Below are 20,564 nucleotides of genomic sequence, written 5' to 3'. Positions count from 1 at the left end.
GTGGTGCGCAGCTCGCTCGCGGTGGACAGGTGCACCGTCGGTGCGCCGGCGCCCAGCCGCGCGGCCAGGTCGCGGCTGAACAGCGCGGGCACCGGGGTGTCCGGGCCGCCGGGGGTGCCGGCGAGCTTCGCCGGGTCGAACTCGCCGGCCCCGAGGGTGCGGGCGATCTCGGCGTACGCGGTCGGCTCGGCGACCACCAGGGTCACCTTGGTGTAGTTGTTCGCGTCGGCGCCGACGAACAGCGCCCGGGGGTCCACCCGGACCGCCGTCGCGCCCCGGGTCTGCGGAAGGTCGCCCGCGGCCTTGAGGAACGGTTCCGGCAGGGTCGCGTAGCCCGGGACGGAGACGGCGACGTCGCCGCCGGTCGCGAGGCGCGCGGCGCTCAGCCTGCCGCGGTCCACCGCGTCGAGCAGGGTGGCGCCGAAGCCGGTCGCGGTGACGGCGATCAGCAGGGCGAGCAGCGGCAGCGCGGAGGGCCGGCGCCGGCCGGAGTGGTCGCGGGAGGCCCGGGAGAGGCCGAGGAAGCCGATCAGGCCGCGGCCCCGGCGGGCCAGGGCGGCCAGTCGGCCGATCACCACAGGCTCGATCCGTGCCAGCAGCAGCCCGCCGGCGACGGCGAGCAGCAGCGGCGCGGCCACCAGCAGCGGATCCGCTCCCCGGCCGGGGTGGCCGACGCCGCGTCGGCGGACCTCGGCCACCGCCACCGCGGTGACGGCCAGCAGCGCGACTTCGCCGATCAGCCGGCGCCAGGGCCCGGTCCGCCGGGGGTGCGTCCGGAGCAGGGCGGCGCGCACCGGGAAGGCGAGCAGGGCGAACAGGGTGGCGACCAGGCCGGCCGCCACCGCGAAGCCCCACCGGGGGGTGGGCACCAGCACCAGGGCGAGCACCGCTCCGAGTACCGCGGCGGGCAGGACCGTCACCGCGCTCTCGCCGAGCAGCCGCAGCAGCACCCCGCCGCGCGAGCAGCCACGGGCCCGGAGCAGCCGCAGTTCGGCGGCGCGCCGGTCGGTGCCGAGCGCGGCGGCCAGGCAGAGCACCACGGCGGCGACGCCCGCGACGCCGGCCGGGCCGACCGCGCCCAGCGCCATCGCGGCCCGGTAGCGCTCGGCCGCCCAGGTGAGGACCACTGGCAGCGTCGAGACGACCCGCAGGTCGGCGCGCCCGGTCGCGGTGACCAGCGCGTCGGCCTCCGGCCCGGCCAGCAGGGGCGCGACGGCGGCGCGGGTCCGTTCCAGACGGTCGGCGCGCAGCGGGGCGGGGTCGACGGAAACCCGCCAGAAGTTCTGGACGGACGGGCTCCAGGCGGTCAGCGCGCCCACGCTGCCGTCGTCGACGAAGCCGGTGACCTCCTGCCAGTTGCCGTGCTCCGCGTCGAGCCCCAGGCAGGGGCGGTTCGGGCAGCCGATGCCGACCCAGAACGGGTCCGACGGGTCGTTCTGCCGGTAGATGCCGGTCACCACGGTGGTCCGTCGGCGGTCGGGGCCGCTGCTGCCGTTGTCGAGGACGTCTCCGACCTTGATGCCGATCGCCTCGGCGGCCTCCCGGCTCACCACCGTCGGCACCGGGGCGCCGGCCGCGGCGGGGCCGGGCCAGCTGCCCTCGGTCAGGGTGACGCGGTCGGCGAGGCCCTGCAGCCGGATCAGCAGGATCCTGGGCGGGATGTCCTGGCTCACCCGGTGGTAGCCCGGGTTGTACACCGGGTTCGTCTCGGTCCTGGTGCCGTGGGCCAGGCGGTCCGGTGCCGGCGCCACCGTCGCGCCGACGCGCGCCACGATGTCCCGGTCGACGGCGTCGAGGGCGGCGGCGGTGTCGGTCGGGCGGGCCTTGGAGGCGAAGTGCAGGCTGGTCGCGTGGATGCCCCTCTGGCGCACGAAGTCCCGCAGCGCCGCGTCCGCGTTCCGGTCCGTGACGCGGGGGACGGCCACGGTCAGCAGGACGGTGACGAAGGCGAGGGCGGCCGTCAGCAGGGCCGCCGAGGGGCCGGCGCGCAGCCGGGTGCGGACCCAGCGGGCCGGACGGAGGGCGGTCCCGGCGGGGTCGGCCTTGGTGGTCACGGTTCCTCCACGAGGCGCAGCGGGACGGCGGCCGCCGATCGGCCGGGGTGGACACGGCGCACGGCGGCGCACGGGTCACCGGTGCACGGGTCACCGGCGACCGGACAGCGGACGATGCTGTCAGATCCGATCGCCGATCGGAAGGGAATCGCACGAATCAATTCCCGCTCGGTCGGTGACGATTGGGCTGGTGGCAGCCGCCTTCCCGGCTCTCCGCGGGGGAGTTGAACCGGTGGAGCCGTCACGGCCGTGGTGGATGGTGACCCGAGGTTCTCCGGACGGTCATTGAGGGCGTAAACCGCTCAAATCGGTGGTGCTTCGAACGCCGATGCGGGTACACAAGGTGACGGTCGCTCAGGTGTGCGGCGGCGCCCGTCCGACGCCGCCCCACCCCGTCCCCCGCGACCGGAGGAACAGCGGGCCGAGGAGCCCGTGGAAAGGCAAGGAGGCGTCCGTGACCCACGACTCGCGCACGCAGAACTCCCCCGGTGTCCGGCGGAGCATCCAGGACGTTCGAACCATCGCGATCCTTCGCCTCGGCGTCGGCCTGATCGGCGTCCTGCTGCCGCCGGCCCTGCCGTTCGGCAACTGGCTGGCCGCCGAGGTGACGGGGCGCGGCACCGACGACTTCTGGCCGGGCTCGATGAGCGCCGCCTACTACACCGACACCCGGAACCTCTTCGTCGGCGGACTGTGCGCCCTCGGGGTGTTCCTGATCTGCTACCGCTTCGACCGCCGGGACGACCGCTGGAGCACGGCCGCCGGGTTCTTCGCGGTCGGGGTCGCGCTGTGCCCGACGGCCCCGGCGGGCGCCTCCGGCGTCCAGCGCACCGTCGGAGTGTTCCACCTGGTCTTCGCCGGCCTGCTGTTCGTCATGCTGGCGATGTTCTGCCTCCACTCCTTCCGCAATCCGCGCTCCACCCAGCCGGCCCGGGTGAGCACGGCCTACCTGGTGGCCGGGGTGGTGATCCTGGTCGCCCTGGCGCTCTCCGTCCTGGCCGGGGTGGCGGGCCTCGGCTCGGGCTGGTCGGTGCGGCCGCTGTACCTGTGCGAGTGGCTGGCGACGTGGGCCTTCGGCATCGCGTGGATAGGCGCCGCACTCGAACTGGCGGCGCACGGCCGGGGCGACGCCGGGTCCGCCGCCGTCCCCCGTCAGCCGGGCGCCGCCGCGCTCGACCCGAAGCACCCGGAGGCGCGGGCCTGAGACACCTGGAGGCACGGGCCCGAAGCACCCGGAGGTGCGGGCCTGAGGGCCCGTCATTCCGCCGCACCGGTCGACCGTTACCATGCGCACCATGGGCCGCCACCTCGGCGGTCGCTGACGGACGCCCAGCAACGGGAGAACGAGCATGGCGAACGAGATCCGGGCGGAGCGCAGTCCGCACGAGGATTACCCATCGGTGGACCTGCGGATGGACGTTCCGCACTCCGCCCGGGTCTACGACTACCTCATCGGCGGCAAGACCAACTTCGAGGCGGACCGGGTCGCGGCGCACGCCTCGGTGCAGGCCTGGCCGTCGCTGCCGATCTCGATGCGCACCACCCGCGACTTCATGCAGCGCTCGGTGCGCCGACTCGCCGAGCAGTACGGCGTGCGGCAGTTCCTGGACGTCGGCACCGGCATCCCGACCTCGCCGAACCTGCACGAGATCGCCCAGGCGATCGCCCCCGAGGCCCGGGTCGGGTACGTGGACAACGACCCGATCGTGCTGACCCACGCGCGGGCCCTGATGGACAGCACGCCCGAGGGCCGCACCTGTTACGTGGACGCCGACTTCCGCGACCCGGAGTCGATCATCAACAACCCCCGGCTGCGCGAGGTGCTCGACTTCTCGCAGCCGGTGGCGCTGTCGCTGATCGCGATCGTCCACTTCGTGCTGGACGAGGACGACCCGCAGGGCATCGTGCGCCGATTCATGGACGCCCTGGCCCCCGGCAGCTTCCTCGCCCTGACGGTCTTCACGGGTGACACTGACCCGGTGGGCGTGGGTGGCGTCGGCCGCGAGTACAACGCGCGCGGCATCCCGCTCCAGATCCGCGACAAGGCCGAGGCCGAGGCGTTCTTCGAGGGCTACGAGCTGCTCGACCCGGGCGTCACGCTGGTGCACAACTGGCGGCCGGACGCCGACGCCCCGCCCGTCCGCGACCGGGACATCGCGATGTACGCGGGCGTGGCGGTCAAGCGCTGAGCTCCGGCTCCTCGTGATCGAGTGCCGAATCGTTTCTGCGACGGGCCCGGCCGACCGGCCGGGCCCGTTAAAGCAGGCCCGTTAAAGGCAGGCCCGTTCAAGCGGACACGGAGACCAGGCCCGCCTCGTAGGCCAGGATGACCAGCTGCACCCGGTCCCGGGCGTCGAGCTTGGCCAGCAGCCGTGTCATGTAGGTCTTGACGGTCGCGATGCTGAGCACCAGTTCGGCGGCGATCTCGGTGTTGGACAGACCCCGGCCGACCAGGGTGAGGATCTCCCGCTCGCGCCCGGTGATCGCCGCCAGCCGCCGCTCGGCCGCCACCGCGGCGGCGGCCGGGGCGTGCCCACCGCCCCCGGGCCTCTGCGGGCGGCCGGCGATGAACGCCCCGATCAACCGCCGGGTGACGCCCGGCGCGATCAGCGCGTCCCCGGCGGCGACCACCCGCACCGCGCCGAGGATGTCGTCCAGCGCCATGTCCTTGACCAGGAAGCCGGACGCCCCCGCGTGCAGCGCCGCGTACACGTGCTCGTCCTCGTCGAAGGTGGTGAGCACCACCACCCGGGTCGGCCCGCCGTCGGCGGTCACCAGCCGGGTGGCCTCGATGCCGTCCATACCGGGCATCCGGATGTCCATCACCACGACGTCCGGCCGCAGTTCGGCGGCCAGCCGGACGGCCTCCGCCCCGGTGCCCGCCTCGCCCACCACCTCGACGTCGTCCGTCTCCGCGATCACCATCTCCAGCGCGGCGCGCACCAACGGCTGGTCGTCCGCCAGCACCACCCGGATCACGCGCCCGCCCCCTCGACCGGGACCGACCCGGAGACCGACACCGTCACCGGCCCGGAGACCGGCACCGGCAGCCGGGCGGCCACCCGGAAGCCGCCGCCGGGTAGCGGCCCGGCCTCGAACTCCCCGCGCAGCAGGACGACCCGCTCCCGCAGCCCGGCCAGCCCGAACCCGGACCCGGGCACCCGGCCCCGGCCCCGCCCCCGGTCGGTGACCTCGACGGACAGCTCCCCCGCCGTCCGGTGGTCCACCGCCACCACGCAGGCGTCGACATCCGCGTGCCGCACCACGTTGGTGACCGATTCCTGGACGATCCGGAAGGCCGCGAGGTCGACCTCCGGCGGCAGCGGCCCCGGCTCGCCGTGCCGCCGGACCTCCACCCGCACCCCCGCCGCCGTGGTCGCCCCGGCCAGCCGGTCGAGGTCGGCCAGGCCCTGCGACAGCGTCGCCGAGGCCTCGCCGTCGGCCCGCCGCAGCGCGACCAGCATCCGGCGCAGCGCGGCCAGGGTCTCCCGCCCGGCGGCCTCGATCTCGCCCAGCGCCTGCGCGGCCCGCTCCGGCCGACGGTCGATCACCCGGCGGGCCGCCCCGGCCTGGAGGGCGACGATGCCGAGGCTGTGCGCGACGGTGTCGTGCATCTCGCGGGCGATCCGCAGCCGTTCGGCGGTGACCGCCTCCTCGGCCGCCCGGGCGCTGAGCGCCTCGGCGTGCTCCCGGTTCTGCCGCACCGAACGGCCGACCAGCCAGGCGACCAGTGCGAGCAGCGCGGCGCCGTCGGCCGAGCCGATGTGGGTGCCGGTGAAGATGCCCACCGTGCTGCCGCGCACCAGGCCGATGTGCAGCACCAGGAAGACCATGACCAGCGCGAACGCGGCCCGGGAGCTGCGCCGGGGCCGGTCGGCGGTGATCAGGCAGAGCGCGGTGTCCACGGCCAGCAGCGCACCGGGCGGCACCTGGGCGCCGCCGGCCCAGCCGTCGGTCTCGGTGAACGCGGCGACCAGCAGCAGGGCGACCGAGAGCACCGGCAGCCGCCGCACCAGCGCCGCGCCCGCGAAGGCGAGCACCGTGTCGGCCAGGGTGAACGCCCAGCCGCCGTGCGCGGCGGCGCCGGGGTGCTGCGCGGCGGCGCCGCCGAGCCGTACGGCGGGGTAACCGGCGGCCGCGCACCAGGCGAGAGCGACCCAGATCTCGGGCGGGACGCGCCGGAACAGCGGCGGGGAAGGGGTCGAGGGCATGGTTCAAGATCGTAGCGACGGCCGCCGCCCGCCGTCATCCAACCCTGGTTGTACGACCGCGGGTGACCTGCGGTGTCGACGCCGGTCCGATGCGCCCGACCGGTTCCCCCGGGCACCGTGGACCCCATGATCGAAGTTACCGAACTGACGAAGCGCTACGGCCGCGGCCGGCACGTCCGCACCGCCGTCGACCGCCTCTCCTTCACCGTCCGGCCGGGCACCGTGACCGGTTTCCTCGGGCCCAACGGCGCGGGCAAGTCCACCACGCTGCGGATGATCCTGGGCCTCAACACCCCCACCGCGGGCACCGCCACCGTGGCCGGCGTGCCCTTCGCCGGCCGGCCGCGCGGACTGCGGCACGCCGGTGCGCTGCTCGACGCGGGCGACGTGCACGGCGGGCGCACCGGCCGGGCCCACCTGCGGGCGCTGGCCCGCGCCAACGCGATCCCGGCCGCGCGGGTCGATCAGGTGCTGGAGGAGGTCGGGCTCGCCGCGGCGGCCGGGCGCCGGATCGGCGGCTACTCGCTGGGGATGCGCCAGCGCCTGGGCATCGCCGGTGCGCTGCTCGGCGACCCGCCGGTGCTGCTGTTCGACGAGCCGCTGAACGGGCTGGACCCGGAGGGCGTGCTCTGGGTGCGCGGGCTGTTCCGGCGGCTCGCGGACGAGGGCCGCACGGTGTTCGTCTCCAGCCACATGATGGCGGAGATGGAGCACACCGCCGACCACCTGGTGGTGATCGGACGCGGCCGACTGCTCGCCGACGAGAGCCTCACCGGGTTCGCCGCCCGGGCCGGCCGGGCCGCCGTCACCGTCCGGTCCGCCGAACCCGACCGGCTGGCGGCCGTGTTGACGGCGGCGGGCGCGGCCGTGCGGCCCGGCCCGGACGGCACCCTCGCGGTGAGCGGCCTGGACGCCACCCGGATCGGCGAACTCGCCCTGGAACAGCGCCTGTTGCTGCACGCCCTGACCACCCGCGGCGCCTCCCTGGAGGAGGCGTTCATGGACCTGACCGCCGACAGCGTCGAATACCTCGCCGGAGAGCCCCGATGAACACCCTGCCCACCCGCACCGCCACCGAGCCCACCGGCGCCGCCACCGAGCCGCGCGCCCGCTTCGGCGACCTGCTGGCCGCCGAGTGGATCAAGTTCTGGTCACTGCGCTCGATCCCCTGGGTGCTCGGCCTCGGCGCCCTGGCGAGCATCGCCGCCAGCCTCAAGTCCGCGGTGTACACCCGCGACCACTGGACGCCGGGCGAAGGCGATCCGGCGGTCATGGCGCGGATCGCGCTGAACGACGCCTTCAACCTCGTCTCCGCCGACATCCTGATGCTGGTCGCGGGCGGCCTCGGCGCGATCGTCATCGCGGGCGAGTACGCGACCGGGCTGATCCGCACCACCCTGGCGGCCGTGCCCGACCGCCGGGCGGTGATCCTCGCCAAGGCCTGCGTGCTGGCCGCCGTGCTGTTCGGCTACGGGGTGCTCACCGTCGGCATCTCCTTCGGCGGGAGCCAGGCGATCCTGGCCGGGACCGGCATCGGACAGTCCGTCACCGACCCGGCCGCGCTGCGGTACGTCGCGGCGGCGGTGCTGTTCGGCCCGGTCTGCGCCCTGGTCGGGCTCGGCCTCGGCACCCTGATCCGGCACAGCGCGGGCGCCGTGGTGGGCACCGTCGTGGTGCTGTTCTTCCTCCCCTCGCTGGTCACCGAGCGCTACCGCTGGAGCGCCGACCTGCTGCACGCCCTGCCGATGCCCGCCTGGCAGCGGCTGGCCCGGACCACCCTGGCGGGAATGCGCCCGTCCGAGTACCCGGCCACCGTCACGGGCGCCTGGGTCACCTTCGCGGTGTGGTCGCTGGCCTCGGTGGCGGTCGCCGCGTTCGCGGTCCACCGTCGGGACCACTGACGGCCGGGAGGGCGCCCGGAGCGGAAGGCCCGCGGCGGAGAACCCCGCAGCGGAGAGCCCAGCACCGGATGGCCCCGAGCGGGGGCGCTCAGAACGCCGCGATGCTCCCCGGCGCCCGCTCCGCCCGGCTGAGCGCCCGCAGCACCGCCGCCCGGCCGTGTCGCCGGGCGGCCAGCCGGGTCAGCAGGACGACGACGGACTCGAAGGCCTCCGGCGGGAGTTCGGGGCCCGGCACTCCGACGCTGACCGCCAGGTCGTCGCCGTGGACGGCCAGTTCCATCGTCCGGGTGGCCAGCAGGTCGTCCAGGGTGAGCGACCACGGGCCCCAGAACGGCAGCCGGACCGGCCGGGTGCCGGCCGCCGCCGCGAGCGTGCCCGCGAGCTCCGGCAGCACGGCGGCCAGCCGGCGGTGCAGCGCGGCCGGACCGTCGGCCGCGAAGGCCTCGCTGCCCTGCCGGATCCGCACGTTGGCGTCCGCGTCGAGCGCGGCACCGACCCAGGCCGAGCGGGCGTAGTACTCCAGCAGGCCGACCACCGGCTCGGCCGGCACGGCCGCGGCCAGCAGCTCCGGCAGGCAGAGGACCTGGTAGGCCAGGTGCCCGGCCAGCCCGCCGACGCTCCACCGCGCCAACGCGCTCGGCCGCTGCCAGGCCCGGGCCACCTCCGGGCGGCGCAGGAGTTCCTCGGCCGTACCGGCGGCGGCCAGGAAGGCCGTCCGGGCGCCCGTCACGGCCCGTTCCCCACCCGCGGCCCGGCGGCCCGGAAGCCGCCCCGGCCCGAGGCCATGTCGGCGACCGCCACCAGCAGCGCCGTCAGCACCAGCCCGGCCGCCACCGTCACGCCCAATTGGAAGGCCATTGCCCAGTCCGGGCGGGGGCCGGCCGCGTGGGCGAAGAACACCGAGCCGACGACGGCGATGCCCACCGCCGAGCCGACCCGCTGCGCGGTCTGCATCACCCCGCCCGCGCTGCCCGCCCGGGCCACCGGCACCTGCTGGAGGGTCAGCGTCTGGTTCGGGGCGATCACCAGCCCGCTGCCCACCCCGGCGACCAGCAGCGGCAGAGCCGTCGTCCAGCCCACCCGGGGCCCCGACCACAGCTGCACCGCCAGCGCCGAGGCCAGCAGCCCGGTCAGCACCAGCACCAGTCCGGCCACCACCAGCCGCCGCCCCAGCCGGCTCACCAGGCGCCCGCCCACCGCCGCGGACACCCCCGAGCCGACCGCGAACGGCGTGATCGCCAGGCCCGCCGTCAGCGCCGAGTAGTGCAGGCCCGCCTGGAGGTAGAGCGTGAAGATGAAGAAGATCGCGGTGAACCCGGCGAAGTACACCAGCGACAGCAGCGTGCCCGCCGCGTACGGCCGCACCGCGAACAGCGCCATGCTCACCAGCGGTTCGCGCCGCCGCCCGTAGTGCAGTTCCCAGCCGACGAAGGCCGCGAGCAGCACCGCCGCCAGCGGCAGCAGCAGCCAGCGGGCCGAACCGTGCCACTGCTGCGCCTGGACGAACGGCAGCAGCAGCGCGACCGTCCCGGCGCCGAGCAGCAGCACGCCGACCGGGTCGAAGTCCCGGTGCCCGGCCCGCTGGTCGGCGGGCGGGGGCGCCGGGAGCAGCCGGCGGGCGATCGGCAGCACGGCGACGCCGATCGGCAGGTTGACCAGGAACACCCAGCGCCAGCCGTCCTGCGGGCCGACCAGGTGGATCAGCAGCCCGCCGAGCAGCGGCCCCACCGCGGTGGACAGTCCGATGGTGGCGCCGAGCGCGCCGAAGGCCCGGCCGCGCTCGGCGCCCTGGAACAGCACCTGGATGAAGCCGGACACCTGCGGCACCAGCACCCCGCCGGCCGCGCCCTGGAACAGCCGGGCCAGCACCAGCCACTCCTGGCTCTGCGCCGCCCCGGCGAGCGCGCTGGCCACGGTGAACAGTGCCAGCCCGGCGAGGAAGACGGCCCGTCGGCTGCGCGCGTCGCCGAGCCGCCCGGCGGGCACCAGCACCAGGCCGAAGGCCAGCGCGTAGCCGCTGAGCACCCACTGCAGGCCGCTGTCGGACATGTGCAGCCCGGCCCGTACCGTCGGCAGGGCGACGTTGACGATGCTGACGTCCAGCAGGGTCATGAAGCCGGCGACCAGGCAGACGGCGAGCGCCCGCCAGCGCCGGGTGGCGGCTCGGGCGCCCACGGCGGTGGCGCCGGGCCGGGACGGGTGCACGCTGCTGCGCGGGGGGTCGGCGTTCATGGGGAGCCTCTTCCCGGGGCCGGGGCGTCCGGGTCGGTGGATGATCGCCGGTCGGCTTCGTTCGGCCCGTCGTCGGTCGGCTTCGGTCGACTTCGGTCGGCTTCGTTCGGCCCATCGTCGCCCGGGCCTCCCGGGGCCGCCACCCGGGCCACCGCCCGGGCCTGCACTCGGGCCGGCACTCGGGCCACCGCTCGGGCAGGCACTCGGGGCGCCGTCCGGACCGCCGCCGCCCGTCCTCACCCGAACGGCCGAACCGGATCGCGACCGCCGCCCTCACCCCGGAGGCTGACGGCATGACCGTCGCCACCGAGACCCCGCCCTCCGCCCCGCCGGTGCTGGACGTCCGGCAGCGGAACGTCGTCTTCGCCACCATCGTGCTCGGCATGCTGCTGGCCGCCCTCGACCAGACCATCGTCGGCACCGCCCTGCCCACCATCGTCGCGGACCTCGGCGGGGCCGCGCACATGTCCTGGGTGGTGACGTCCTACCTGCTGGCCGAGACGGTGGCCACCGTGCTGGCCGGCAAGTTCGGCGACCTGTACGGGCGCAAGCTGCTGTTCCAGGTCTCGGCGATCGTCTTCGTCGGCGGCTCGTTCCTGTGCGGCCTGGCCACCGACATGACCCTGCTGATCGCCTGGCGCGCCGTGCAGGGCTTCGGCGCGGGCGGCCTGATGGTCACCTCCATGGCGCTGATCGCGGACGTCATCCCGCTGCGCGAGCGCGGCAAGTACCAGGGCGCGATCGGTGCGGTGTTCGGCGTGGCCACGGTGATCGGGCCGCTGCTGGGCGGGCTGTTCACCGACCACCTGTCCTGGCGCTGGGCGTTCTACGTCAACGTGCCGATCGCGGTCGTGGTGGTCGCCCTGGCCGCCCGGACCATCCCCTCGGTCCGCTCGGCGACCCGCCCGGTCGTCGACTACCTGGGCATCGTGCTGGTCGCGGCCGGCGCCGGCGCGCTGATCCTGGCGACCAGTTGGGGCGGCAACCAGTACGCCTGGAGCTCCGGGGTGATCATCGGCCTGTTCGTCGGCGGCGCGCTGGCGCTCGGCCTGTTCTGCTGGGTGGAGACCCGGGCCGTCGAACCGATGCTGCCGATGCGGCTGTTCCGCAACCCGGTGTTCACGGTCTGCTCGGTGCTCAGCTTCATCGTCGGCTTCGCCATGCTCGGCGCGCTGACCTTCCTGCCGACCTTCCTCCAGTACGTGGACGGCGACTCGGCGACCGTCTCCGGCGTGCGGACGCTGCCGATGGTGATCGGTCTGCTGATCGCCTCGATCGCCAGCGGCAACGCGGTCAGCAAGACCGGGAAGTACCGGGTGTTCCCGATCGTCGGCACGGCGGTGATGGCGCTCGGCCTCTACCTGCTGTCCCGGCTGGAGCCCGACACCGGACCCGCGCTGGCCTCGCTCTACATGTTCGTGCTCGGCGTCGGCATCGGGCTGAGCATGCAGGTGCTCACCATCGCCGTGCAGAACACCGTCGACTACGCCGACCTCGGCACCGCCACCTCCGGGGTGACCTTCTTCCGCACCATCGGCAGCTCCTTCGGCACCGCGGTGTTCGGCACCATCTACGCCAACAGCCTGCAGACCGAACTCGCCGACGGGATCGCCACCGCCGCCCGGCTGACCGGCGCCGACCCGGCCGTGCTCAGCCAGGCCGCGCAGAGCCCCCAGGGCCTGCACCAGCTGCCCGCCGACCAGGCCGCGCCGATCGTCCAGGCCTACTCCGACGCCCTGCACACCGTGTACCTGTGGACCATCCCGGTGGCCGTCATCGGCTTCGTGGTGTCGCTCTTCCTCAAACAGGTGCAGCTGCGCGACACCGCCCGGGCGGGCTCCACCGACATGGGCGAGGCCTTCGCCCAGCCGACCACCGCCGACTCCGACCCGCACCTGGAGTACTCGGTCTGCCGGATCGTACGCGAGGTGGACCTCGACGCCGTCCGGACGATCGTCGCCGGCGCCGGCGCCCGGGTGGACCTGGCCGGGGCCTGGGCGCTGATGGAGGTGGCCGGCCACACCAAGGCCGTCGGCCACGCCTCGCTCGACCTCATCGCCGCCCGCAAACGGGTGCCGCCCGAGGTCCTGGAGCCGGTCTTCGACCGGATGGCCGCCGAGGGCTACCTCCTGCGCGAGGGCGACGCCCTCTCCCCCACCGAGGCAGGCACCCACGAGGTCCGCACCCTCGCCCACGCCTGGTCCGACTGGCTCAACGCCCGCCTCGACGCCGACGCCGGCCGCCCCCGCAGCCCCCAACTGCGCGCCGCCGCCGACGCCATCGCCTGGCGCCTCCTGGTCGAGGACCTCGCCAACGGCCTCCCCGCCCACGCCCGCCCCAAGGACGACGCGAAGGTCTAGCCCTACAGCCGGGAGGTGTCGAGCTCCAGGTCGAAGGGCGCCGGGAGGAGAACGGGCGTGCCGAAGGGGTGCGGCCCGCTCTCTGCGGCGTAGCCGAGACGGGTCGGCTCGCTGTACAGGGTGCAGCTGCGGTTCTGCCGGTCGATGAGGAGGTAGAACGGGGCGCCGTACTGACCGTAGCGGCGGCGCTTGACGACGCGGTCGGTCTCCGCGTTCGACGGAGAACTGACCTCGACGATCAGGAGGGTCTGATCGGGCAGCAGCGCGCCCTCGGTCTTCATCGCGAGTTCGGCGGGCACGATGGCCAGATCCGGGATGTACCAGTTCTCGCTACCGGGCAGATCGAGATTGCCGGAACCGGACACCAGGTCGAGTTCGTCCATCCGAGGCCCGAGCTGACGACGGACGAACTCGGCAGCGGACTCGTGCGCCCATGACGGCGACAGAGGGGTGATGACTCCCTCGATGATCTCGGTCCGGTCGCCCGCGATGTGCCGGATCGCATACTTCAACGCCTTCTCGGGGTCGCTGACGGTGCTGTAGTCGCCAGGGACGTGGGGTGCCGTACTCACAACTTGTCTCCTTCCTCCGTGATTCTCCCTCAGACCATGCCACCGTCCGGCCGACCGACCGGAATTGGACGTGCCCTGACCGCTCATGTCCGTGGGTTTCCGGTTCGCAGAGCGTTCTGCGCCCCCGCCCGGGAACGGGCGGGGGCGGCGGCGGTGGTGGGGTCAGCGGGAGGCTTCCGCCGGGATCGGGGCGGGGGCGGTGCGGCGGGAGGAGAAGGCGATCACGGCGAGGCTGGCGAGGGCGAGGGCGGTCACCGCCGAGAGCATCACGGTGTAGGAGGCCAGCGAGGAGAGCGCCGCGAGCACGGCGGGCAGCAGGAAGCCGGAGTAGCAGAGGGCGTAGTAGACGCCGGTGATGCCGGCCAGGTCGTCGGGGGTGACGAGGCGCTGGATCTCCAGCAGCCCGGAGACGACGCCGATGCCGTAGGCGGCGCCGAGGAGGACCGCCCCGCCGAGGCCGAGCAGCGGGGAGCGCACCGCCGCGTCGCCGGCGCAGACGGCCATGCCGCAGGCCATCAGCACCATGGAGACGACGACGCCGCGCGCCGAGTTCAGCGAGTCCAGGCGCTTGGCGAGGGGCTGGACCAGGGCGCCGGTGCCGAGGGTGAGGACGGTCAGCAGGGTCGCGTAGGCCAGCGACCAGTCGCCGAGCCGGTCGCCGACCAGCTGCGGGGTCACCGCGTACGCGACGCCGGCCGAGCCGAACACCCACGGGGCCATCGGCAGGACCACCCGCAGGAAGCGCCGGTGCCCGGCCGCCGGGACCTTGAGGTCGGCCCAGAGGCTGCGGACGGCGGCCGAGCGGGCCCGGGTCTCGACGGCCTTCGGGAGCAGGAACAGCGCGGGCAGGGTGACCAGCAGGTGGGCGAGGTACGGGGTGACCATCGGCCAGGGGCCCCACTGGGCGAGGGCGCCGGCCACGCCGGCGCCGAGGCCGAAGCCGACGGTGAGGGCGAGGGAGGCGCGGCGGGCGCCGGCGCCCTGGTCGGCGGCCGGGTCGTGCGGGGCCTGGGAGAGCTCCTTGACCCAGCTGGTGCCGACGGCCATCGCGATGCCGACGGCTGTGCCGGTGAGGAACCGCCCGGCGTAGATGGGGAGTTCACCCGTGACGCCGCCGCACAGCACACCGCTGGCGGCGAGCGAGGCGACGACCGCGCCGATCATCAGCGGACGGCGCCCGTAGCGGTCCGAGGCCGCGCCGCCGACCAGCAGTCCGGGGACCAGTCCGAGAACGTAGGCCCCCAGGAAGGCGTCGACGGTGACCTCGGAGTAGCCGCCGAGGTGGCGGTACATCAGCAGCAGCGGGGTGAACTGGTTGCCGCCCCAGCCGCAGCAGAGCATGGCCAGGGCCGCGACCAGCCAGGGCCTCCCCCGACCGGTGGGCGCGACGGGACCGGCGGACGGTGGCCGGGTGGTGCTCATGGTGGTGCTGCTCCTTGTCGGATGGTGGTCCCGGCGGTCCGTCGGGGTGCGCGGCCGTCGCCGCGCGGGAGGAGAGGGGAGGAGTGGCTCAGCGGTGCAGTGGCTCAGCGGTGCGCGTCCAGGTGGGCGCGCAGCGCCTCGGTGAAGCCGGCGGCGTCGCGGGCCGCGATGCGCTCGACCAGCGCGGTGTGCTCCTCGACCAGCGCGGCCAGCCGCTGCGGCCGCCGCTCCGGCCGCACCTGGAGCAGTTGCACGGCCATCCGCCGCTGGCGGTCGCGCAGCGTCCCGTAGAAGCGCTCGGCGAGCGCGTTGCCGGAGGCCGTCACGATGCCCCGGTGGAAGGCCTCGTCGGCGTCGGCGAAGGCGCCGAGGTCGGCCCGGCGGGCGGGTTCGCGCTGCTGGTCGATCAGGTCGGTCAGCTGCCGCAGCAGGTCGTCGAGCGGTTCGGCGCGGCGGGTGATCCGGCGTACCGCGGTGCTCTCCAGCGCCTCGCGCAGCTCCAGCACGTCCTCGGCCTCGCCGGGGCCGACCGGCACCACGACGGCTCCGCGCTTGGGGAAGAGCTGGAGCAGTCCTTCGGCCTGGAGCCGCAGGAAGGCCTCCCGGACCGGGGTGCGGCTGAGCGAGGTGCGCTCGGCGATCTCGCCCTCGCTGATCAGCGTCCCGCCGGGGAGGCCGCCGCCGAGGATGAGGTCCTTGGTCAGTTCGTACGCGCGGTCCGCGGCCGGGACGCGGGCGGGGACCGGGACGCGGGCGGGAGGCGGGGTGTCGGCCATGGACCACACCGTAGCACCATAGATGCAAGCTTAGATGCAAGGCCCGGCACAGGGCCGTCCGCGGGACGGAGCATCGGTTTCCGTACTGCTCAGGGCCGGAAGAATGCGCTTTCTCACCCCCTCCGCAGGACCGAGGATGGGCGGGGCCAACCAGCTCCCCGGGAGGAAGCCGTGTCCCCTGTGTCGCCAGCCCTGTCGCCCGTCGACCCGGGCCTGCTGCCGCTCACCGCCGAGTTCCGCCCCGAGGGCCTGTCCGTCGGCGGGGTGCTCCTGGACGAGGCGGCCCGCCGGTACGGCACGCCGCTGTTCGTCTACGACGAGGAGCACCTGCGCCGCCGCTGCCGCGAGGCGGTGGCCGCCTTCGGCCGGGGCAACGTCGCCTACGCCTCCAAGGCCTTCCTGTGCACCGCGATGGCCCGCCTGGCCGCCGAGGAGGGCCTGCTGCTGGACGTCGCCTCCGGCGGCGAGCTGCGCACCGCCCTGTACGCCGGGGTCGACCCGGACCGGATCGTGCTGCACGGCAACAACAAGGACGAGGCCGAGCTGCGCACCGCGCTCACCGTCGGCCTGCGCCACATCGTGGTGGACAGCTTCGACGAACTGGACCGGATCGAACGGCTGCACCACGAGGAGGGCCTGCCCCCGGCCCGGATCCAGCTGCGGGTGGCGCCCGGGGTCGCGGCCGGCGCCCACCAGGCCATCCGGACCGGCGGCCACGACTCCAAGTTCGGCTTCGGCCTGGCCGGCGGCGCCGCCGCGGCCGCGGTGCGCCGGGCCAGGGCCTCCGCCGCCGTACGGCTGGAGGGCGTCCACGCCCACGTCGGGTCCCAGGTGCTGGACCCGGCCGAGCTGGCCGACGGCGCCGCCGCGGTGGCCCGGTTCGCGGTGGAGCACGGCCTGCGCCGGCTGACCGTCGGCGGCGGCCTGGGCGTGGCCTACCTGGGCGGGCAGAGCGCCCCCTCCTTCGCGGACTGGGCCGAGCGGGTCCGCGCGGCGGTGCGCGGCGCCGGCTGGAGCGGCCCGGTGGGCGTCGAGCCCGGCCGGTCGATAGCCGCCCGGGCCGGGCTGACCCTGTACCGGGTCGGCACCGTCAAGCGGATCGAGGGCGTGCGCACCTACGTCAGCGTGGACGGCGGGATGAGCGACAACCTGCGCCCCGCCCTGTACGGCGCCCGCTACGAGGCCTTCCTGCCGCGCTGCCCCGAGGCGCCCCGCCCGAGGCGCGCCCGGCTGGTCGGCAAGCACTGCGAGAGCGGCGACGTGATCATCGACGACGCCGCGCTCCCCGTCGACCTCCGGGTCGGCGACCTGCTGGCCACCCCGGTGACCGGCGCCTACGGCTACGCCATGGCGTCCAACTACAACAAGCTGCCGCGGCCCGCCGTGGTCTTCGTCCGCGACGGCGAGGCCCGCGTGGTGGTGCGCCGGGAGACCGAGCACGACCTGCTCCGGCTGGACACCGCCGCCGACGGGACGGCGCGACCGACCGGGGAACCGGTGGCTGCGCAGCGGTCGCATGCCGTCTAACCTGGGCCGATGCTGAACAGCGCCCGACTGCACGTCCTCCTGGAGATCGCCCGCCGGGGCACCATCGTGGCCGCGGCACAGGCCCTGCACCTGAGCCCGTCCGCCATCTCGCACCAGCTCGCCCGTCTGGAGCAGGAGCTGGGTGTCGCGCTGGCGGAACGGGCCCCGCAGTCCCTGCGCCTGACGCCCGCGGGTGTCCGGCTGGCCGAGCACGCCCAGGCGATCGCCGATCTGATGGCCGTCGCCCAGGACGACCTGCGGGCGCACGCCCAGGCCGCGGCCGGCGTGCTGCGGATCGGCTTCTTCGCCTCCGCCGGGCTGGACCTGCTGCCCCGGGCGCTGGCCGCCTTCGCCGCCGGGCACCCGCAGGTGGAGCTGGAACTCATCATGGGCCAGCCGCACGAGCTGGTCCCGGACCTGGAGGCCGGCCGGCTGGACGCGGCCGTCGTCTTCGAGCACCCGCTGGACCCGTGGTGCCGCCGGGCGGCGGTGGACGTGCGGATGTACTTCGACGAGCCGCAGGTGGTCGTGGTGCCGCTGCGGCACCGGCTCGGGCGGCGCTCGGTGGTGCGGCTGGCCGAGCTGGAGGGCGAGAGCTGGATCGGCACCCACGGCGGCAGCACCGGCGAGCCGGTGCTCGAACGCGCCTGCGCCGCCGAGGGGTTCCGTCCCCGGGTGCGCTGCCGCAGCGACCACTACCAGGTGACCATCAACCTCGCGCGGGCCGGCATGGGCGTCGCGCTGATCCCGGCACTCGGCCTGGCCGACAGCGCCGGGGTGCACGTGTGCCGGCTGGACCATCCGCAGCTGTACCGCCGGATCGGGGTGGCCACCCGGCCCACCAACCGCAATCCGGTGCTGCGCGCCTTCCTCGCCGAACTCGGCTCCGCCGCCGGGGAGATCAGGTCGCTGCTGGACATGCGGTGGGGCGCCTGAGCGCCCCCACGGCCTGAGCCGGCCGGCCGTTGAGCCCACCGGCCGGCCGGCTCGGGCGGTTCGGCTCAGGCGGGTCGCTGGGCCCAGGCCGCGAGGGCTCGGCCGACGTCCCGGATGGCGTGCACGGCGGCCCGTTCGGTGCTGGGCCCGAGCGCCACGTCCCAGTGCGCGACGACCGCGTAGGCCACCCGGCGGGCGCCCACGATGACGCCCGCGTCGGCCCGTACCCCGGTGTCCGTGCCGGTCTTGTTGGCGACCAGCAGGCGGCCGGGCAGCGGCGCGGGGAAGCCGGGGGCGAACGGGTCGTGGTCGATCAGCGCGGGCACCAGGCCGTGGTCGGTGTTGGCGCGCATCCAGCCGAGCAGCCGGGCCGAGGCGGCCGGGCCGGCCATGGTGCCCCGGACCGCGAGGGCCACCAGCCGGGCCAGGTCGCGGGCGGTGCCGGTGGCGAAGACCGGCGGGACGTCCGGCCCGCGCTCGTCGCGCACCCGGTCGTGCAGGGTGAGCCGTTCCAGTCCGAGCTCGCGCGCCAGCCGGGCGGTGGCCGGCAGACCGACCAGCCGCAGCAGGGCGTTGGTGGCGGTGTTGTCGCTGACCGCGGCGGTCAGCCAGGCCAGGTCCTCCACCGTCCAGTCGGGGCGGCTCAGCCGGCCGAGCAGGCCGGTGCCGCCGGTGACGTCCTCGGGGAGGATCTCCACCGGCTGTCGGGCCGTCAGTTCCCCGGATTCCAGCCGCCGGGCGACCTCGGCGAGCAGCAGCAGCTTGGAGGCGCTGGCGACGGGCAGGACGACGGTGTCGTCCACCCCGACCGCGCCGGCGTCGACTCCGCGGTCCGCCTCGGCGGCGTCCACGTCGACGGCGGCCACCGCGAGGGTCAGCGGCAGGGCCGCGGAGCTGCGCGCGGCGGCGGCCACCTGGGCGAGGCTCATCGGACCCGCACCACCTCTCCGGCCCGGATCGCGGTCGGCCGGCCGCCGCGCACCGCGACCCGCCCGGCCACCACGACGGTCTCCACGCCCACCGGCGGCAGCAGCGGCCGCTCGAAGGTCGCGCCGTCCAGGACGGCCGCCGGGTCGAGGACCACCAGGTCCGCGACGGCGCCGTCCCGGACCACGCCGCGCCCGGCCAGCCGGAACCGTTCGGCGGGCAGGCCGGTCATCTTGTGCACCGCGAGCTCCAGCGGCAGCAGCCCCTGTTCGCGCCCGTAGTGACCGAGCACCCGGGCGAAGCTGCCCGCCCAGCGGGGGTGCGGGCGGCCGGGTTTGGGCACCCCGTCCGAGCCGATCATCGACAGCGGGCTGGCCAGCACCCGGCGGACGTCGTCCTCGCGCATCGAGTGGCTGATGATGGTCACCTCGCCCTGCGCCTCCAGCAGCAGGTCGCAGACGAGGTCCACCGGGTCGGCGCCGCGCTCGGCGGCCAGGTCGGCGATCCGGCGGCCCTCGGCCGTACGGCGGGCGGGCGCGGCGGCCACCGAGATCAGGTCCCAGCCGCCGTTGCCGACGGTGTTCTCCCAGCCCTCGACGCCGTGCGCGATGTCCGCCCGGATCCGGTCCCGCACCTCCTTGCTGCGCAGCCGCTCCAGCAGCGCGGCCGGCCCGCCCTCGCTGGTCCACGGCGGCAGCATCGCGTGCAGCACGGTGCTGCCGGCGGTGTACGGGTAGACGTCGCAGAGCACGTCCACGCCCTCGGCGCGGGCCTGTTCCAGGCGCGGCAGGGTCCGCAGGGTGGCGCCCCAGGCGTGCCGCCCGGCGGTCTTGTGGTGGGAGACCTGGAGCGGGGCGCCGGAGCGCACCGCGATCTCCAGCGCCTCCTCCAGCGCCTTCTCCACCTGGGACATCTCGTCGCGCAGGTGCGTCACGTACGGCTTGCCGTGCCGCGCGGCGACCTTCGCCAGGGCCACGATCTCCTCGGTGTCCGCGTAGACGCCGGGCGGGTAGATCAGCCCGGTGGAGAGTCCGGCCGCGCCCTGGGTCAGCGCCCGGTCGAGCAGCCCGCACATGGCGGCCAGCTCCTGGTCGGTGGGCGGGCGGTCCTCGAAGCCCATCACTCCGGCGCGCAGCGTGCCGTGGCCGACCAGCGAGGTGATGTGGTTGCGGCGCAGTTCGGGCCGCTGGCCGGCGGCGAAGGCGTCGAAGTCCTCGGCGGGCAGCACCGGTCCGAGGCCGAAGGAGACCCGCAGGTGCTCGGCCAGTTCGGGCAGCCGCCCGGGCAGCGCCGGGAACAGGCTGATCCCGCAGTTGCCGCTGATCTCGGTGGTGACGCCCTGGAGCAGCGGGGCCAGCCGCAGCTCGTCCAGGGCGTCGCCGTCGGTGTGGGTGCCGCCGCCGAAGGGGGCGGCGAGCGCGTCCGAGTGGGTGTGGACGTCGATGAAGCCGGGGGTGACGACCCGCCCGGTGACGTCCAGGGTCTCGGCCGCGGTCACGGCGGTGCCGGGCGGCAGTACGGTGACCCGGCCGTCGGCGACGGCGAGGTCGGCCGGGCGGGCGGGCGCCCCGGTGCCGTCCACCAGGGTGGCGCCGCGCAGCAGCAGGTCGACCGGGGTCGTGGTCACGTCCGCTCCCATCAGTCCC

Annotated in this window: 17 protein-coding genes; 7 read left to right on the top strand and 10 right to left on the bottom strand. The window is 75.2% G+C overall.

Going from position 1 to position 20,564, the window contains the following annotated elements:
* The coding region (locus ACFWJ4_RS24870; protein WP_380547096.1) for a hypothetical protein at positions 1–2,054 on the bottom strand (2,054 nt) is incomplete at its 3' end.
* A gap of 454 nt (positions 2,055–2,508) precedes the next feature.
* Between ACFWJ4_RS24870 and ACFWJ4_RS24865 the strand changes: the two genes are divergently transcribed.
* A complete protein-coding gene (locus tag ACFWJ4_RS24865) occupies positions 2,509–3,258 on the top strand; it encodes a hypothetical protein (RefSeq protein WP_380547094.1) in 750 nt (249 codons plus the stop codon).
* 145 nt (positions 3,259–3,403) lie between these two features.
* Positions 3,404–4,243 (top strand): SAM-dependent methyltransferase, encoded by an 840-nt coding sequence (locus tag ACFWJ4_RS24860; RefSeq protein ID WP_380547092.1) that lies wholly within the window; start codon positions 3,404–3,406, stop codon positions 4,241–4,243.
* Between the two features lie 97 nt (positions 4,244–4,340).
* Here the strand turns inward: ACFWJ4_RS24860 and ACFWJ4_RS24855 are convergent, their stop codons facing one another.
* Positions 4,341–4,979 carry a response regulator gene (locus tag ACFWJ4_RS24855; RefSeq protein WP_380547100.1) on the bottom strand — a complete coding sequence of 213 codons (639 nt, stop codon included), beginning with the start codon at positions 4,977–4,979 and terminating at the stop codon, positions 4,341–4,343.
* A gap of 50 nt (positions 4,980–5,029) precedes the next feature.
* Complete coding sequence (locus ACFWJ4_RS24850) at positions 5,030–6,265, bottom strand: sensor histidine kinase (protein ID WP_380547090.1); 1,236 nt, start codon at positions 6,263–6,265, stop codon at positions 5,030–5,032.
* A 126-nt stretch (positions 6,266–6,391) separates the two neighbouring features.
* Here ACFWJ4_RS24850 and ACFWJ4_RS24845 point away from each other — a divergent pair, with 126 nt between their 5' ends.
* Both ACFWJ4_RS24845 and ACFWJ4_RS24840 read left to right on the top strand, forming a co-directional pair.
* Complete coding sequence (locus ACFWJ4_RS24845) at positions 6,392–7,315, top strand: ATP-binding cassette domain-containing protein (protein WP_380547088.1); 924 nt, start codon at positions 6,392–6,394, stop codon at positions 7,313–7,315.
* On the top strand, positions 7,312–8,166 hold the full coding sequence (locus tag ACFWJ4_RS24840) for an ABC transporter permease subunit (protein ID WP_380547086.1): 855 nt from the start codon (positions 7,312–7,314) through the stop codon (positions 8,164–8,166). Before ACFWJ4_RS24845 ends, ACFWJ4_RS24840 begins: the two co-directional genes overlap by 4 nt.
* An 88-nt stretch (positions 8,167–8,254) precedes the next feature.
* Here the strand turns inward: ACFWJ4_RS24840 and ACFWJ4_RS24835 are convergent, their stop codons facing one another.
* Positions 8,255–8,896: a maleylpyruvate isomerase N-terminal domain-containing protein gene (locus ACFWJ4_RS24835; protein WP_380547084.1), complete on the bottom strand. Its 642-nt coding sequence runs from the start codon at positions 8,894–8,896 to the stop codon at positions 8,255–8,257.
* Positions 8,893–10,398, bottom strand: a complete 1,506-nt coding sequence (locus tag ACFWJ4_RS24830) for an MFS transporter (RefSeq protein ID WP_380547082.1) — start codon at positions 10,396–10,398, stop codon at positions 8,893–8,895. Before ACFWJ4_RS24830 ends, ACFWJ4_RS24835 begins: the two co-directional genes overlap by 4 nt.
* Before the next feature lie 293 nt (positions 10,399–10,691).
* Here ACFWJ4_RS24830 and ACFWJ4_RS24825 point away from each other — a divergent pair, with 293 nt between their 5' ends.
* On the top strand, positions 10,692–12,758 hold the full coding sequence (locus ACFWJ4_RS24825; protein WP_380547080.1) for an MDR family MFS transporter: 2,067 nt from the start codon (positions 10,692–10,694) through the stop codon (positions 12,756–12,758).
* A gap of 2 nt (positions 12,759–12,760) precedes the next feature.
* Here ACFWJ4_RS24825 and ACFWJ4_RS24820 read toward each other — a convergent pair whose 3' ends face one another.
* The 3 genes from ACFWJ4_RS24820 to ACFWJ4_RS24810 all read right to left on the bottom strand — a co-directional run bounded on the left by ACFWJ4_RS24820 (position 12,761) and on the right by ACFWJ4_RS24810 (position 15,528).
* Positions 12,761–13,330, bottom strand: coding sequence for a Uma2 family endonuclease (locus ACFWJ4_RS24820; RefSeq protein WP_380547078.1), 570 nt, complete (start codon positions 13,328–13,330; stop codon positions 12,761–12,763).
* A gap of 162 nt (positions 13,331–13,492) precedes the next feature.
* Complete coding sequence (locus tag ACFWJ4_RS24815) at positions 13,493–14,752, bottom strand: MFS transporter (protein ID WP_380547076.1); 1,260 nt, start codon at positions 14,750–14,752, stop codon at positions 13,493–13,495.
* A gap of 104 nt (positions 14,753–14,856) precedes the next feature.
* Positions 14,857–15,528, bottom strand: a complete 672-nt coding sequence (locus tag ACFWJ4_RS24810; protein ID WP_380547074.1) for a GntR family transcriptional regulator — start codon at positions 15,526–15,528, stop codon at positions 14,857–14,859.
* Positions 15,529–15,708: 180 nt separating this feature from the next.
* Between ACFWJ4_RS24810 and lysA the strand changes: the two genes are divergently transcribed.
* Positions 15,709–17,055 carry a diaminopimelate decarboxylase gene (gene lysA, locus ACFWJ4_RS24805; RefSeq protein WP_380547072.1) on the top strand — a complete coding sequence of 449 codons (1,347 nt, stop codon included), beginning with the start codon at positions 15,709–15,711 and terminating at the stop codon, positions 17,053–17,055.
* A gap of 9 nt (positions 17,056–17,064) precedes the next feature.
* Positions 17,065–17,991, top strand: coding sequence for a LysR family transcriptional regulator (locus tag ACFWJ4_RS24800; protein ID WP_380547070.1), 927 nt, complete (start codon positions 17,065–17,067; stop codon positions 17,989–17,991).
* Positions 17,992–18,056: 65 nt separating this feature from the next.
* Here ACFWJ4_RS24800 and ACFWJ4_RS24795 read toward each other — a convergent pair whose 3' ends face one another.
* A complete protein-coding gene (locus ACFWJ4_RS24795; RefSeq protein WP_380547068.1) occupies positions 18,057–18,920 on the bottom strand; it encodes a serine hydrolase in 864 nt (287 codons plus the stop codon).
* Positions 18,917–20,545, bottom strand: coding sequence for a D-aminoacylase (locus ACFWJ4_RS24790; RefSeq protein WP_359900263.1), 1,629 nt, complete (start codon positions 20,543–20,545; stop codon positions 18,917–18,919). Before ACFWJ4_RS24790 ends, ACFWJ4_RS24795 begins: the two co-directional genes overlap by 4 nt.
* Positions 20,546–20,564: the final 19 nt, after the last annotated feature.

It is taken from the genome of Kitasatospora sp. NPDC127067 (assembly GCF_042724755.1).
Taxonomy (GTDB): domain Bacteria; phylum Actinomycetota; class Actinomycetes; order Streptomycetales; family Streptomycetaceae; genus Kitasatospora; species Kitasatospora lactacystinica.
The sequence above is the reverse complement of the archived record's forward strand: the minus strand, read 5'-3'. Positions and strand labels throughout refer to the sequence as shown.

Excerpts from the sequence above, each read along its gene's own strand:
- ACFWJ4_RS24860 (WP_380547092.1), top strand. The coding sequence starts at position 3,404 with ATGGCGAACGAGATCCGGGCGGAGCGCAGTCCGCACGAGGATTACCCA.
- ACFWJ4_RS24855 (WP_380547100.1), bottom strand. The coding sequence starts at position 4,979 with ATGGTGATCGCGGAGACGGACGACGTCGAGGTGGTGGGCGAGGCGGGC.
- ACFWJ4_RS24850 (WP_380547090.1), bottom strand. The coding sequence starts at position 6,265 with ATGCCCTCGACCCCTTCCCCGCCGCTGTTCCGGCGCGTCCCGCCCGAG.
- ACFWJ4_RS24845 (WP_380547088.1), top strand. The coding sequence starts at position 6,392 with ATGATCGAAGTTACCGAACTGACGAAGCGCTACGGCCGCGGCCGGCAC.
- ACFWJ4_RS24840 (WP_380547086.1), top strand. The coding sequence starts at position 7,312 with ATGAACACCCTGCCCACCCGCACCGCCACCGAGCCCACCGGCGCCGCC.
- ACFWJ4_RS24830 (WP_380547082.1), bottom strand. The coding sequence starts at position 10,398 with ATGAACGCCGACCCCCCGCGCAGCAGCGTGCACCCGTCCCGGCCCGGC.
- ACFWJ4_RS24825 (WP_380547080.1), top strand. The coding sequence starts at position 10,692 with ATGACCGTCGCCACCGAGACCCCGCCCTCCGCCCCGCCGGTGCTGGAC.
- ACFWJ4_RS24815 (WP_380547076.1), bottom strand. The coding sequence starts at position 14,752 with ATGAGCACCACCCGGCCACCGTCCGCCGGTCCCGTCGCGCCCACCGGT.
- ACFWJ4_RS24810 (WP_380547074.1), bottom strand. The coding sequence starts at position 15,528 with ATGGCCGACACCCCGCCTCCCGCCCGCGTCCCGGTCCCCGCCCGCGTC.
- ACFWJ4_RS24800 (WP_380547070.1), top strand. The coding sequence starts at position 17,065 with ATGCTGAACAGCGCCCGACTGCACGTCCTCCTGGAGATCGCCCGCCGG.
- ACFWJ4_RS24795 (WP_380547068.1), bottom strand. The coding sequence starts at position 18,920 with ATGAGCCTCGCCCAGGTGGCCGCCGCCGCGCGCAGCTCCGCGGCCCTG.